General features: G+C 67.7%; 17 protein-coding genes and 2 tRNA genes. 4 read left to right on the top strand and 15 right to left on the bottom strand.

Annotated elements, in window-relative coordinates; translation table 11 throughout:
- Window positions 1–306, top strand: a 306-nt coding sequence (locus VF542_RS18195; RefSeq protein ID WP_408653112.1) for an aromatic amino acid lyase, incomplete at its 5' end; no start/stop codon positions are given.
- Window positions 307–346: 40 nt separating this feature from the next.
- Here the strand turns inward: VF542_RS18195 and VF542_RS18190 are convergent.
- The 4 genes from VF542_RS18190 to VF542_RS18175 all read right to left on the bottom strand — a co-directional run bounded on the left by VF542_RS18190 (window position 347) and on the right by VF542_RS18175 (window position 3109).
- Window positions 347–1000 carry an aminodeoxychorismate/anthranilate synthase component II gene (locus VF542_RS18190; protein WP_408653111.1) on the bottom strand — a complete coding sequence of 218 codons (654 nt, stop codon included), beginning with the start codon at window positions 998–1000 and terminating at the stop codon, window positions 347–349.
- A 23-nt stretch (window positions 1001–1023) separates the two neighbouring features.
- Complete coding sequence (locus VF542_RS18185; RefSeq protein WP_408653110.1) at window positions 1024–1194, bottom strand: hypothetical protein; 171 nt, start codon at window positions 1192–1194, stop codon at window positions 1024–1026.
- Window positions 1195–2244, bottom strand: coding sequence for a class E sortase (locus tag VF542_RS18180; protein WP_408653109.1), 1050 nt, complete (start codon window positions 2242–2244; stop codon window positions 1195–1197).
- A gap of 64 nt (window positions 2245–2308) precedes the next feature.
- Window positions 2309–3109 (bottom strand): DUF881 domain-containing protein, encoded by an 801-nt coding sequence (locus tag VF542_RS18175; RefSeq protein WP_408653108.1) that lies wholly within the window; start codon window positions 3107–3109, stop codon window positions 2309–2311.
- Window positions 3110–3311: 202 nt separating this feature from the next.
- Between VF542_RS18175 and VF542_RS18170 the strand changes: the two genes are divergently transcribed.
- On the top strand, window positions 3312–3587 hold the full coding sequence (locus tag VF542_RS18170; RefSeq protein ID WP_408653107.1) for a cell division protein CrgA: 276 nt from the start codon (window positions 3312–3314) through the stop codon (window positions 3585–3587).
- A gap of 18 nt (window positions 3588–3605) precedes the next feature.
- Here the strand turns inward: VF542_RS18170 and VF542_RS18165 are convergent, their stop codons facing one another.
- From VF542_RS18165 to VF542_RS18145, 5 genes are all read right to left on the bottom strand, one after another.
- On the bottom strand, window positions 3606–4694 hold the full coding sequence (locus VF542_RS18165) for a rhomboid family intramembrane serine protease (RefSeq protein ID WP_408653106.1): 1089 nt from the start codon (window positions 4692–4694) through the stop codon (window positions 3606–3608).
- A 43-nt stretch (window positions 4695–4737) separates the two neighbouring features.
- Window positions 4738–5265 (bottom strand): peptidylprolyl isomerase, encoded by a 528-nt coding sequence (locus VF542_RS18160; RefSeq protein WP_408653105.1) that lies wholly within the window; start codon window positions 5263–5265, stop codon window positions 4738–4740.
- 19 nt (window positions 5266–5284) lie between these two features.
- On the bottom strand, window positions 5285–5914 hold the full coding sequence (locus tag VF542_RS18155; protein ID WP_408653104.1) for a hypothetical protein: 630 nt from the start codon (window positions 5912–5914) through the stop codon (window positions 5285–5287).
- A gap of 42 nt (window positions 5915–5956) precedes the next feature.
- Window positions 5957–6670: a type 1 glutamine amidotransferase gene (locus tag VF542_RS18150; protein WP_408653103.1), complete on the bottom strand. Its 714-nt coding sequence runs from the start codon at window positions 6668–6670 to the stop codon at window positions 5957–5959.
- A gap of 78 nt (window positions 6671–6748) precedes the next feature.
- The gene (locus VF542_RS18145) at window positions 6749–8020 is read right to left on the bottom strand and encodes a DUF1727 domain-containing protein (protein WP_408653102.1); all 1272 of its coding nucleotides are present in this window, start codon (window positions 8018–8020) and stop codon (window positions 6749–6751) included.
- A gap of 286 nt (window positions 8021–8306) precedes the next feature.
- On the opposite strand from VF542_RS18145, the gene VF542_RS18140 reads away from it, so the two are divergent.
- Entirely contained in the window at window positions 8307–8510 is a 204-nt protein-coding gene (locus tag VF542_RS18140) for a hypothetical protein (RefSeq protein ID WP_408653101.1), read from the top strand.
- A 38-nt stretch (window positions 8511–8548) separates the two neighbouring features.
- Here the strand turns inward: VF542_RS18140 and VF542_RS18135 are convergent, their stop codons facing one another.
- Both VF542_RS18135 and VF542_RS18130 read right to left on the bottom strand, forming a co-directional pair.
- The gene (locus tag VF542_RS18135; protein WP_408653100.1) at window positions 8549–8773 is read right to left on the bottom strand and encodes a hypothetical protein; all 225 of its coding nucleotides are present in this window, start codon (window positions 8771–8773) and stop codon (window positions 8549–8551) included.
- 261 nt (window positions 8774–9034) lie between these two features.
- Entirely contained in the window at window positions 9035–10978 is a 1944-nt protein-coding gene (locus VF542_RS18130; protein ID WP_408653099.1) for an HD domain-containing protein, read from the bottom strand.
- A 652-nt stretch (window positions 10979–11630) separates the two neighbouring features.
- Here VF542_RS18130 and VF542_RS18125 point away from each other — a divergent pair.
- Complete coding sequence (locus VF542_RS18125) at window positions 11631–12269, top strand: hypothetical protein (protein WP_408653098.1); 639 nt, start codon at window positions 11631–11633, stop codon at window positions 12267–12269.
- A gap of 374 nt (window positions 12270–12643) precedes the next feature.
- On the opposite strand, the gene VF542_RS18120 is transcribed toward VF542_RS18125, so the two are convergent.
- The 4 genes from VF542_RS18120 to VF542_RS18105 form a co-directional block, all read right to left on the bottom strand.
- Window positions 12644–12716, bottom strand: a tRNA-Ala gene (locus VF542_RS18120).
- 87 nt (window positions 12717–12803) lie between these two features.
- A complete protein-coding gene (locus tag VF542_RS18115) occupies window positions 12804–12911 on the bottom strand; it encodes a DLW-39 family protein (RefSeq protein ID WP_408653097.1) in 108 nt (35 codons plus the stop codon).
- Between the two features lie 65 nt (window positions 12912–12976).
- Window positions 12977–13050, bottom strand: a tRNA-Ile gene (locus VF542_RS18110).
- Window positions 13051–13172: 122 nt separating this feature from the next.
- A complete protein-coding gene (locus tag VF542_RS18105) occupies window positions 13173–13835 on the bottom strand; it encodes a DUF3566 domain-containing protein (RefSeq protein ID WP_408653096.1) in 663 nt (220 codons plus the stop codon).
- Window position 13836: the final 1 nt, after the last annotated feature.

The following is a 13836-nucleotide window of genomic DNA, read 5'->3' as shown; positions in this document are numbered from 1 at the left end:
TCGGCGATGCAGGAGGACCACGTCTCGATGGGGTGGTCGGCGGCGCGCAAGCTGCGCCGGTCGGTGGACGGCCTGGCCCGGGTGCTGGCCATCGAACTGCTCAGCGCGGCCCGGGCGCTGGACCTGCGCCGGCCGCTGCTGCCGGGACCGGCCACCGGCGCGGTGCTGGGTGCGCTGCGCGAGTCGGTGCCCGGCCCGGGGCCGGACCGGTACCTGGCACCGGAGATCGAGGCGGCGGTGGAGTTCGTCCGGTCCGGGCGGGCGGTAGAGGTGGCCGACGGCGCGCTGGCCGAGCCGCTGCGCTGACAGTGAGACGGGGGCCGCTCGCCGCGGGAGCCTCGGACGGCTAGATGGCAGAGCTGAAGGCCTGGCCGCGCAGGGCGTCCAGGCCGGCCCCGAGTTCGGAGACCCGCGCCCAGTCCACCTGGCCGCCGCACCGGATCAGCCAGTTGGCCAGGATCCGGTGACCGCCCTGGGTCAGCACCGACTCGGGATGGAACTGCACGCCCTCGATGGGCAGGCTGCGGTGCCGCACCGCCATCACCACGCCCGAGGCCGTCCGGGCGGTGACCTGGAGCTCGTCGGGCAGGGTGTCCTCCCGCACGGTCAGCGAGTGGTAGCGGGTCGCGGTGAACGGCGTCGGCAGGCCGGTCAGCACCCCGTCCCCGGAGTGCAACACATCGCTGGTCTTGCCGTGCAACAGCTCCGGCGCCCGCTCCACCACCGCGCCGAACGCCACGCCGATCGCCTGGTGGCCCAGGCACACCCCGAGGACCGGCAACTCCGCCTCGGCGGCGGCGGTCACCACCGCCATGCTGACGCCGGCGTGCTCGGGCGTCCCCGGCCCGGGTGAGATCAGGACGCCGTCGAAGCCGTCGAGCTCGGCCACGGTGACCTCGTCGTTGCGGCGGACCACGACCTCGGCACCCAGCTGTGCCAGGTACTGCACGAGGTTGTAGACGAAGCTGTCGTAGTTGTCGATGACCAGGATGCGCGTCATGACCACCAGTGTGCGCCTGCCGGCTACCGGTCGACGGTGACGGGTCCGGTCAGCGGATTCTCGGGCAGCCGCGGCTCCAGGTAGGGAAAGACCACGAACAGCAGCAGGGCGGACACCAGCGCGATCAGCAGCAGCGCCTGCAGCACCCGCAGGGCGGTGCCGCCCGGCAGTCGCCGCCAGATCCAGCCGTACACCTAGATCTTCCCGCCGGGTAGTTCCTTGGGCAGCACCGAGCCGGCGTGCGGCACGGCGCGGATCAGCTGGGCGTGCACGATCATCCGCTTGTCGGCCGAGTACTTGGGATGGCAGGTGGTCAGGGTCAGCAGCGCCCGGGTCGCGGTGGCCGACGGGTGGTTGGGCACCGGATCGATCACCTGGACCGCGCCTGGGCTGACGATCTCCCGGCCCGGCACCCCCTGGCTGTCCGGTGCCGCCAGCGCGGCGGCGATGGCCGCCGCTCGGCGGGCCGGATCGGCGAGCTTGCTGGCGGCGGCGTAGGCCGACCGGCTGCCCAGGACGGAGTACACGTACCAGTTGCTGGCGGTCTGCACCACGATGGTGTCGCCGGGATGCAGCTTGTCGAGGTTGAGGAACGGCTCACCCTTGCCGACCCGGTGCCCGGCGACGGCGAAGTTGCCCACCTGCCCGGGCAGCTGGCTGGTGACGTAGTGGCCTGGGCCGGCCTCCAGGTCGCCGTCCGAGGTGCCCTGCACGATGGTCCGGGCGAAGTCCTTGCCGAACTCGGGGATGTAGAGGTTGGCGAAGCCTTGCCCGGTGGGCAGCACCACCTGCTTGCCCACCGGCAGGTTCAGCCGGTCCTGGCCCTTGAGCGGGTCCTGGCCGCGTTGCCAGGCGGTGGCCAGCTGCCGGTGGAGCTGGGCCTGCTTGTGGTGGGCGAACACGTTCGACACCCATACCTCGTAGACGACGAACAGCAGCAGGACGGCGCCGCAGGTCAGCAGCAGCTCGCCGGCGCCCCGGGCGAACCTGCGGAGCATGGTGTCGCTGTCTTGGTCGGAGCCGCTGTGCTGGTCGGAACCGCGGTGTCGGTCCGAGCCGCTGTCTTGGTCGGAGCCGCTGTCTTGGTCGGAACCGCGGTGTTGGTCGGAGTCGTGCGGCCCCACGCTGCCGGGATGGTCACCGCGCCGGCGGCGGCTGCCGCGGCGCTTGCGCGGGCGCAGGGCACCGGCCGGGGTTTCAGCCGCGGCGGAGAAATCCCAACCACCGCGATGCTTGCCAACCATCGGGTGCTCGTGTCTCCCTTCTCCCCCGCACATACCCAGCCGAATCCGGTTCAGCCGGTAGGAGTCAACCGCCTACGGCGGCGTAGCTCAACCCGATCGGGGCGTCGTAGGCAGGCACGTCGATGTGCGTGTGTTCGTCCACCTGGTAGCCCAGGCCGTAGGCGTCGGCGTCCTTACGGTACTGCTGCAGGTTGACCGACTCCTCAAGTGCGTTCCGCATCCCGGGCACCGGCCCGATGGCAGCGATCGTGAAGGGCGGCGAGTAGACCCGGCCGTTGAGCAGCAGGGTGTTGCCGACGCAGCGGACCGCACTGGTGGCCGCCAGCCGCTGGTTCATCACCATGATCGCCTCGGCGCCGCCGGCCCACAGGGCATTCACCGCGGCCTGCATGTCGGACTGGTGCACCACCAGGGCATTGGCCTTCACCGGGTCGGTCTCGGGCTCGGCGGGGTGGGCGTCGTCCAGGGTGACGGTGAGCCCGGGACCGGTCATCGCGACCAGCCCGGCCGGTGCCCGCAGCGGCTGGGCCCGGGCCTTGATGGCCGCGACGCGCTCGTCGGAGCGGGCCAGCCGGTCGGTGGCGGCAGCCACCTGGTTCTGCAGTTGCCGCACCAGGTTGTCATCGCTCACCACCCTGTTCTCGGCCTGCCGGATGAGGTCGGCGAGGTTGCTACGGCCGGCCGAGCGCAGATCGGTGCCACGGGCGGTGTGGGCGGTAGTCGCGGCCAGCAGGCCGGCGAGCAGCGTGATCACCGGAACCAGCACCTGCCAGAGCCCCGGATTGGCCGGCCGGCGGAACCGGCGGCGCGGCGGCGGGCCTGCGGTGCTCGCGGCCTTGCGCTGTCCGGCTGTACTGCCCACCATGTCCCTACTGTCCCATTCAGCGATGCCGCCTGCCAGGACCGGCACGCCCGGCCGGACGCCGCGCCTGCCTGGGCGTGCCCGCATCCGGTGCGGCGATTAGGCTAGCCGCAGCGTTGCCGCCCGGACGGTGGGGCCCGGATGTCCGCCCGACATGTCGCGCCAAGTCCACAGGTCCATCCAGCAGGTCCATGAGGAGACGTACGTGCCCAAGTCCAAGGTCCGCAAGAACCCGAACCCCCAGCCCTCGTCCGCGAGCGGTCCTCGTGCCTCGTCCGGCGGAGCCAAGATGGTCAAGCCGAGCCCGCCCTGGTACCCGGTCCTGATGGCGGCCTTCCTGCTGATCGGGCTCGCCTACATCGTCGTCTACTACATGGCGGCCGAAAGCATCCCGTTCATGAACAGCCTGGGCAGCTGGAACTTCGCGGTCGGTTTCGGCTTCCTGATCGTCGGCCTGGGCCTGGCGGTCCGCTGGCGTTGATCGACCGTTGTCCACAGGCTATTCCACCCCTGTGATTACACGGCTGTAGTTCTCCCCAGCTGCGTCCACTCCTGTGGACAACGGCAGGTTCCCGCTGCCGACGTGGGAGGAGACCGCGTTCACCGCGTTCAACTCCCGCAACAGCTGGTCGTGGAGCTGCTCGGTTCGCCACAGCGCCAGCGCCACCAGCACCGCCAGCAGCCCGGCAAGGCTTACCAGCTGGATGGTGCGCAACCGGTCATTCCACGGCTTACGGCTGTTCAGGCTCCAGCCCAGCAGGGCCAGGCTCGCCAGGCCGCCGAGCACGAAGCCGCCGACATGGCCGAGTTTGGAGATGCCGGGCACCGAGAAGGTGAACACGAAGTTCAGGCCGATCGTGATCGTCAGGGCCCGGGTGTTGAAGCCGACCAGCCGGGACAGCACCAGCGCCGCAGCGAACAGCCCGAAGATCGCTCCGGAGGCGCCTACCACCGGCTGCCGGACGTCGCCGAACAGCAGGATCGCGACCGAGCCGCCGAGCGCGCCGAGCAGGTAGACGGCCAGGTAGCGCCACCAGCCCATCACCCGCTCCAGCGGCGGGCCGATGGCCAGCAGCGCGAACATGTTCAGAAAGATGTGCAGCGGCCCCAGGTGCAGGAAGGCCGCCGTCACCAGCCGCAGGTAGTCGTGCCGGAAGCCCACCACGTTGGGCACCAGTTCCCAGTCCCGGAACAGCTCGGTATTCGTGTTGTCGATCAGCGAGCTGCCCGGTCCCAGGCCGGTCACCAGGTAGATCAGCACGTTCAGCGCGATCAGCGCCCAGGTGATGTACGGGACCTGCGAACCGACCGGTGCGCCGACCACCGTCCGGCCCCGCCGAACCGTGGCCGCCCCCGCCCGGACATCGTCCGGGCAGTGGAAGCCGACCGAGGCCTGCCGCTGGCACTCGGGACAGATCGGCCGGTTGCAGCGGATGCACCGCACGCCGGTGAGCCGGTCCGGGTGCCGGTAGCACCCGGCGAATCCGTAGTACGGATCCGGTCCGGCGGGCGGTTGCGTCGGCTGCATGTCGTCGCTCTCGGGCGGGTCGGTGGGTGCGCGGGCTACCGGAAGGTGCGCCTGCTGCAAGGTGAGCTGTCTGCAAAGTGAACTGTCGGAAGCTGTGGAAACCCTAGGCCTCGGTGACCTCCACCGAGGTGATGGTGATGTCGGTGACCGGGCGGTCCGCGGCACCGGTGCGGGTGGTGCCGATCGCGTCGACCACCGCGCGGCTGTCGGCGTCGGCGACCTCACCGAAGATGGTGTGCCGGCGGTTGAGATGCGGGGTCGGCGTGGTGGTGATGAAGAACTGGCTGCCGTTGGTGTTCGGCCCGGCGTTGGCCATCGCCAGCAGGTACGGCCGGTCGAAGCTCAGTTCCGGGTGGAACTCGTCGGCGAAGTTGTAGCCCGGGCCACCGGTGCCCCGGCCCAGCGGGTCGCCGCCCTGGATCATGAAGTTGTCGATCACCCGGTGGAAGATGGTGCCGTCGTAGAGGTTGGCGCTGGTCTTCTTGCCGGTCCGCGGGTCGGTCCACTCCTTGCCGCCGGTGGCCAGCTCCACGAAGTTGGCAACCGTCTTCGGCGCGTGGTTGCCGAACAGGTTGATGGTGATGTCGCCGGCCGTGGTGTGCAGGACGGCCTTCTGGGTTGCTGCTGTCACGTGTAGAACTCCTGTCGGGTTACTTGATCTTCGGGACTATCGCTCGGGCGAGGAGAAAGGCGTTCAGTGCAGGGTATGGCTGCCGGGTCCGCACCGTGACCACCGAGGTGCCCTTGGCGAAGACGCACTGCCAGGTCCGGCTGCCCTGCAGCGGGGTCTGGAAGGCCACCGCACCGGCGCCGATACCGGCATCGGACTGGACTTCCGGATGGCCGGTGGCCGATCCGACCATCGCGTTGTAGGCCTCGGTGGCGGTGCCGAACCGGGCCACGGTGATCTCGCCCACCACGGCAGCGGGGTCGTACTCGAAGTAGAAGCGGCAGCCCACCGGGCGGCTCTGCAGCACCGTCACCCGCCCGACCCGGTCACCTTCGATGTCGGCGAAGTGGGCGGCGCTGATGTACGGGCAAGTGCCCGCCACTTCCCTGGCGCCCTTGCCGGTGCCGGGGGTGGTCAGGGTGGGACGTGGGGTGCTGTGCAGGGTGCTCGGAGCTGGGCTGGCCTGCTCGCCGCCGCCCCCGCCCAGGCCGGTCGGCCGGGACGAGGCCGTCACAGGTGTGGAACCGGCCGGGTCGGTGCCGGTGCCGCCGGACTGGCAGCCGGCCAGCGCCAGCAGCAGGACCGCCCCCGCCAGCCGGCCGGCTCTCACGGCTCGGTCATCCTGCTGGCCACCCTCACGCTGCTGCGTCCCTCACCGGGGGCGCCGGACCGCTACATCGGCGGCTCCCAGGGCGAGGGAGTCGTCCAGCGGTTCGAGTTCGGGGTCCTCGCCGCGGCGGGCCAGGGCCCGGCTGAGCAGCTCGTCGGCGAATCGCGGGCTCTTGGCCAGCACCGGGCCGTGCAGGTAGGTGCCGAAGACATTGTCGCGGACAGCGCCTTCGGTCTGGTCCTTGCCGTTGTTGCCGCGACCGGCAACCGTCCGGCCGAGGGGCTGGGCTCCGGGGCCGAGGTCGGTGAGGCCGCTGTGGTTCTCGAACCCGACCAGCCGGCCCCAGTCGGTGTCGATGTTGTTGTTGCCGATCAGCCGCTGGTCGGAGCCGGTGGTGATCACGTCCAGCACCCCGACGCCCTCGATCCGGCGGCCGTCCTTGGTGAGGAAGTGGTGGCCCAGCAGTTGGTAGGTGCCACAGATGGTCAGCATCACCACGCCGTCGTCGGCCATCGCCCGCAGCTCGGCGCCCCGGCTGACGAAGTCCCGGCCGATCTCACCCTGGGCGGCGTCCTGGCCGCCACCGCCGAGCAGGATGTCGGTGTCGGGCGGCAGCGGATCGCCCACGTGCACGCCGACGACCTTGGCGTCCATGCCGCGCCACTGCAGCCGCTTGCGCAGCACCAGGACGTTGCCGGTGTCGCCGTAGATGTTCATCTCGCGCGGGTACAGGTGCGCCAGCGTCAGCACGCTCATTCGTCCTCCAGCTCTTCGCGCGAGCGCTCGTCCCTCGCTCGATGCTCGCTCAGTCCCAATTCGCTCTCGCGCGAGCGCTCATCGCAGCGCCACCCCGGACAGCTTGGCCAGCACCTGGTGCAGCTGCCACATCGCGGTGTAGGTGGAGAACACCACGACCGTGTCGCCGGGCGCCACCGCGGCCGCCGCCTGCTGGACGGCCCTGCCGAGGTCGGTGTCGATCTCCTGGACCGCCAGGCCGTCGTAATGCAGGCGCAACGCCATGTCGGCCGCCCGGGTTCCGGAGGTCACCAGCCGACCGGAGTTGTCCTGCAGGACCGAGGCGAACTCGACGTCCCACAGCCAGGACATGTCCCGGCCGTCGGCGTAGTCGTCATTGATCGCGATCACGGTGGCGGCCGGCCGCAACCCGGAAACGGTGCGCAGCGACTGCCGGAAGCCGGCCGGGTTCTTCACCAGCTGCAGCACCACCCGGCGGCCGCCGAGGTCGAAGGACTGGCCGCGCCCGAAGGCCGGCTGCACCACGCGCAGGCCGGCGGCGATGGTGGCGGCATCCAGCCCCAGGGTCAGCGCCAGGGCCGCCGCGCCCGCCGCGTTCTGGGCGTTGTGCGCCCCCTCGGCGTGCAGCGTGATGGCCTCTTCGGCGTCGCCGATCCGCAGCCTGAGCTCGGTGCTGACGCCCAGCTCCAGGGACAGCAGCTCGACGGCCGCCTTCAGCTCCGAGAGCTGGACCTGGCCGCCGTACATCTCCTCGTCGGTGGGGAACTGCTCGCGCAGCGCCGGTGCCACCCCGAAGTAGCTGACCTCGGCGGCCAGGCCCGCAGCCACCGCGACCAGCCTGGGATCGTCGCGGTTGACCACCACGTGCCGGGTGGTCCGGGCCGCCACCTTGCCGAGCAGCTGGGCGGTGGTGTCGATCTCGCCGAATCGGTCCAGCTGATCGCGCAGCACGTTGAGCAGCAGCAGCCGTTCGGGCTGGTGCACCTGGCAGAACCGGACCGCGTGCGCCTCGTCGAGTTCGAACACGGCGACGTCGGCCGGCGTCCGGCCGAGCCAGGAGGACTGCTGGACGACGGCGGTGAGCACGCCGCGGACGAAGTTGCCGCCGGTGTCGTTGGTCAGCACCCGGTGCCGCTGGGCGAGCACGGTGGCGACCATCTTGGTGGTGGTGGTCTTGCCGTTGGTGCCGCTGACCACCACCACCCCGAGCGGCAGCGTGGCCAGCCGCCGGGTCAGGAACTTCGGAAACAACTTCTCCACGACCAGCCCCGGAAGCGCGGTACCGCGCCGGCCGACAGCCCGCAGCACCAGCAAGGTCAGCTTGCCGAGCCAGATCGCAAGAAGGTCCATGGTGCTGCCCAGGCTACCGACCCCCGCCCTGCCGGGCTGATCATGCGCACCCGCCGCGCGGCCGTCCCGTGCGGTGCTTTGTTGACCTTGGTGCTTTGTCGAACCTTGCCCAATTTCCGACTCGCGGCCGTGCGGGGGCCGAAACTTCACCCGTGAGAAACAATATGGTGTAACACTAAGTAGCCGGTTAACCGCTGGCAGTAAACCCTGAGCCCACAGGGAGCACCTCGATGAGAAGTATGCCTCTACGTCAGTTCGACGCTGTCAGCAGAGTCGGCGGCCTGCCATGGCGGTGATCCGGCACATCGTGCAGGTCGTCGGCGGGACGATCCGCAATGATCTCTGGTGCGACGAGTGCAACACGACCGGCAGGTTCGAGATCGACATGCACGCCATGAGCACCCGCGGCCTGCAGCCGATCGGGACGGTCAACCAGTGCGTGCGCTGTGACTACGAGGAGCCGGCGATCCCCGAGGTTGAGCCGAGCTAGCACGTCCAGGCGCCAGCCCTACTGGATCGAGCGGACGGCTAACGCGACTGGCTGATGCCGCCGAGGATGCCGCCGCCGGCGATCGGGTCGGTGGCGCGGTTGTCGCCGGGATCCTCAGCCTCCGAATTGTCCCGCCCCTCCTCGGCTGCCTCGTCGATGTTCTCGGTCTCAGGCAGCGAGCCTTCCTGCGCGACCTCTTCCAGGCTCTCGGAGCCGCCGGAGGACTGCTCGGCGAAGTCGTCAGGGGGATTCCGGTCGGTCATGGTGATCCTCGGATCTGGCTCAGGACGGGTTCGGGTTTGGAACTCGCCAGGCCGCCGTACGGCAGCCGCTTCCATCGTGCCCACCGCTCGGTGCATGGTGCAAGCCAGTGACCTGTCGCGCGACGACTCGTCGCCCAATCTCTGTAACCGAGCCCCTCTCCGGACGCCAGCTTTCTTTCAGCACTTCCACGTGGTCAGCGGCTTGAGGGCTCTCGGCGACCTCACCTTCGGGTGGGTGCACTTCAACCCTCTGTGTCAACATCAGGATCGTGTGCGGTCCTGGCCCCAAGAGGCCCACTGGGAAATCCGAGGTTTCACTGTGTGTAGCTGGTTCTTGCGCGCTACACCGTCGATGAGATGCAACCTGTCCACGAATGATCCCGTCGCCCCCGAAGCAGCGGGGTTCAGCGTCAGGAGTTGCTCGAGTTCCTCGGTCTGCGACACAGTCAGACCGGCTTCCTCTGAGTACAGATCCAGAGCGAGTCTGTCACTGCCGACAATGGGCTGCCCCCGATTGTCGTGGAAGGCAACGTTGAGCTGATCACGCAGGTAGCCGAGCATGGCTCGCACCTGGTTTGGAGAGTCCGTAGCCAGGTGCGGTTCGACGTACACCGTAATCGCCCACAGTCGGCGGTGGGCCTCCACGATCTCACCGCTCGTCCCTCCAAAGTCGGCTAATGCGGCGATCCCTGAAGCGTCATCGACAAGTACCTTCGCGACCTTCATGCGCATCTTGTCCGACGGCAGCCAGATCACAATCTTCCAGCCCGGATTGACGCCGGCCACCCGAGCAGCATCTTGCTCAAGTCGGCGACGGGCCGCTGCGGATCCAAATTTCTTGTGCAAGCCCTCTGCGTTCGCGAGGTCGGCTGGACTGTCGGCGCGCGCGGCGCGCTTGAACAACTGCCGATTGATTACGGCCGTCGCTAACTTCCCGATGCCGTCCCAGCGCTCCCCGTCCCTGAGGCGGGCCTGGTCGATGAGATGTTCCAGGATTCCATCGTCTGACCGCCCTAAAAATTGATCTTCCAGGCGGCGCTTCACCTCGCGGGTGATGCCGTCGCGAGCGCTGACCCGAGGCGCCCGACCGCGGCGCGCAAGTATGGAAGCACCTTCGTTGGCGTCGATCGCTTCTTTCACGAGATCGATGTCGGCGTCCGGCGCCAATTTGGCGATGAGGGCGGCGGGTTCCCGTTCGCCGGCGATGTCTCGCCAGGTCGCGTCGTCCCACATCTCGAGCAACTTGCCGATCATCGCGTCGGCACTGGTTTTTGCATGGTGAGTGAGAACGCGTTCAGTCAGCTCGTACCGATACCGAAGGTACTTTTCCAACTCAGTGACGACGTCCTGGCGCCGCTGCCCGTCCCTGCTGGTGCGGACCACCATGCGTTGCTTGTGTAAAGCTGACGCCTTGGGCGTTACGTAGAAGTGGTCAACGAATCTGTGACCAATCTTCATCGGGAGACCGGTGTAGTAGTGATCCCGCTGGAGGTAGTCGATGAGGTCAGCGCAGATCGTATTTCCGACGATGTCCTCTACGAATGGATAGCTGCTCTCCCAGCCAGGCGGCATATCCACCTTGCTCAGAATCAAATGCTGCAGTTCATCCTTGAGGGATGGCACGTTGTTGCCGGCGCTTGGTGCCTCATCGATGACTTCGCGGACCTTCGGGTCCAACTGGCCCCAGAGCTTCTCGAAACGTTCAACGTTCTTGTCATGAGGGTCCAGTAGGCCGAGGTCGTCCTCGATCGTGTGGCCGATTGGCACATGGCAAAGGTCGTGCATGAGGGCGCCGAGGCGAGCGAGCACGGTCGCCTCGGCGAATTTACGTGCTCCAGTACCCGACTCCCCATCCTTATTCTCCTTCTCCCACTCGTCGAACAAATCCGGCTGGTGGTCTGAGCGTCGATGATTGTCTGCCACCGCGTCGAGGAGGTCTTGGGCAGCACGTAACGTCCCAAGTGAGTGAGAGAAGCGCGTCTGGACAGCGCCCGGATATACCAAGTGAGTCGTTCCGAGTTGCCTGACTCGCCGAAGTCGCTGCATCGGCGGGCTGTCTATTATCAGTTGCTCAAGCGCATTGACATAGATATCGCCGTGAACCGGATCAGTGATGCTTTTCGCCGCGCGTAGCAGCTCACCCGGGATGCCCCAAGGACTCCACCCGCTGCCAGGCTCTGGATCCGTTGCGCCCCACTTCGACATCGCATCTCCTCACTGTGAGGTGATCACGATAGTGCTAACCAACTCAAATGGCAGTGGATCAGTGCTTTGGTGAGCACACAGTCCGTATACCGGTCATTCCGGTAGCGAAGGCGTCACAGAAGCGTTCCTCGCCTATCCCGGCCGGGCCGGGACGGCTCGGCCGTCCAAGCGCATCCAACGAGTAGAACATCGTGTGGGCGTACTCATGGGCAAGCCTCCACCGCACAACCTGAGCCCGATTCAGGCCTAACTGCCGCTCGGCTGGGGTAGGACGCGGGTCGACGATAATCGTAAATCCGCCCGCGCGAAGCGGAATGAGCAGGGCCCGTAGCCCGCCCTTCTCTGCGCTCAACGGCTCAATGTCAACGCTCCACCCATTCGCGAGCGCGGCTGCACGACAACCACTGATCCGTTCGACGCGCCATCTCCGGCGGACATCATCGACGATCACCGACGGGTCAGTGCGAAGGGAAGCCAGGGGCCTCCGCGGGACATCGCGTGGCGCGTCCATGACAGGCGATAAACCGGGCCGGGTCGGGCCAGTCCGTCTCACATAGACACTATCGATGACACTAGGTTCGGAAAGCGGTAGGCTCGCCGCTGCTAGTGTCACGATTTGCGTCAAGGGGTACCACAAGCGGACGCTATATGCGTGATCTCGGACGCAGACAGCGCGCTGTTCGATGCCGTCTCGCCCTTATTGAGCCAAGATCAAGATTTGATGCCCGAAGCGGCGGGTAACCTCATGGGCGGTAGCCGTGGCGTCGTTCTTCGGTGGATGAAAGATCCCGCCAACCCTCTGCGGCACGAAGACCGCCCGGGCCAGCGGCCAGCGGCGCTCATCAGCGAATACGATCTGCTCAAGTACGCACTGGGCGAGACGGCACGTTGGCGGGAAGCGGCCCGCGAAGTTCTGTCCTCACGGTGGCCCGACATCGGCGAAGGCAACCCCACAATGGGAGAGCGACGCATTGACCCATCCATTGCGCCCCAGTCGACAGCAGGTGCCACGGACACTAGAACCGTGAAGCACCCACCGCACGGCGACCAGCGGGACCACACCATTCGCCGGGAAGCGCCAAGCGCTGCGAGTGTCGAAGTCGGTCGGCTTCAAACGGAAAATCTAAGGCTCGCTGAACGGCTCTCTAGGACCCTAGACATTCTGGATCGCGAGAGCCAGGCCCACCGGCAGGCGATCAAAGAGTGGATTGCGGCGATGCGCTCCGAAGGCGTTCCGGGCGACCTCTCTGCATTGGAATCCATGATCGAAGCGACGGGAGGCCGCCCGTAATTTCTCCCGGAAGTCTCGAATGATGTCGGCCGGACAGGCCTCGATATCTGACGATGAACATCCAGTCGGCTCGAGCGACTACAACCGCTGCGAGCGTGGCCACCGACGTTTTTGCAGCCGGGCCTCACGCCGCACCAGTTGCGCCACACGGCTGCGTCACTGGCTGTGAGCGCCGGCGCGAACGCACGCTTCGGCGGCGATGACGCTCGACGCTATGCGGATCTGTTCGACGGTGACCCGGACGCATTGGCGGACTGTTGGACACCGTCCGCGGCGCTTCGCGTGGACTTCCTGCGGACCCGACGGCGAGGTGCTGCCCCTTCCCAGACCCCGTCGAGGTGGCTCGAACCCTGACAAACGGGGCCGTCAGCTTGTGGAGACGAAGAGAATCGAACTCTCAACCCCCGCCTTGCAAAGGCGGTGCTCTGCCAATTGAGCTACGTCCCCGGGCAGGACCCGCCGGCGCGGGCTCCCGAGACAACCGATCCTAGCCGCCAGGTCACCGGCCGGGGTCACCAGCCAGCCGGACCCCAGCTAGCGGGTGGCCTGCTTCCAGACCTCGCTGCTGTCCTGGCCCTTCTTGCGCTTCAGAACGTACTGCGCTCCGACGGCCGCGGCGGCGAGCATGAGCAACTTCTTCACGGGCTTCTCCCCTCGCTGCGCACGGGCCCCGACCGGCCCCCTGAGACACCGAACGCCTTGCAGAGTGGGCCTAGGAGGACTTGAACCTCCGGCCTCATCCTTATCAGGGATGCGCTCTAACCGTCTGAGCTATAGGCCCGCTGCACGCTGACGCGCGAGGAGTGACTTTACCGGGTGCCTCGGCCGGCCCCAAACCGGGTGCGCCGCCGCGCCCAGAAGCGAAGGGCACCGGCCGAAGCGCCACGACCGCCCGGAAAATGGCTACTCGCGTTCGGACAGCGTCACCTCGGCGCCGCCCACCAGGTCGGCACACAGGTTGTAGACCATCGCCCCGATCGTGCTCAACGCGATGAACAGCACGATGTTGACCGCCCCGATGATGATCGCGCCGCCGAAGACCAGCGACCCGGTCACCACGTCACCGGTCTTGCCGTCACCGGAGATGGTGTGCACGGCCTCGTTGACCTTGTCGAACACCCCGGAGATGTCGAGGATGCCGTACAGCACGCCCACCATGATCAGCCAGACGAAGAACAGCGCGATCGCCAGCACGCAGGAGAACTTGAAGACCGAGTAGACGTTGATGTGGCTCAGCGTCAGACGGGCCCGCCGGGGCTGCCTGGAACCCCGGCCGGAGCGACCCCGCCCGGCCCGGTTCTCCGCCTCGCCGGCCGCGGTCTTCATCGCGCCCCTGGCGGTAGAGGCTGCCGACGTCGCGGTGGCCGCCGCCGAGGCCAGCTTGGCCGAGAAACCGCCACCCGAGCCGTCCTCCGAACCAGGTCCGGAACTGACCGTGGAGCCTGACCAGCCGCCTTGCTGCTGGCCCGAGCCCTGAGGCACCGGAATCTTCGGCAGGGTGGCGGTGTCCTGATCGGCACCGGCGTTGCTGCCCCGAGCAGGCGGCGGCGGATAGCCCTGAGTCATC

It is taken from the genome of Jatrophihabitans sp. (assembly GCF_036389215.1).
Taxonomy (GTDB): domain Bacteria; phylum Actinomycetota; class Actinomycetes; order Mycobacteriales; family Jatrophihabitantaceae; genus Jatrophihabitans_A.
The sequence above is the reverse complement of the archived record's forward strand: the minus strand, read 5'-3'. Positions and strand labels throughout refer to the sequence as shown.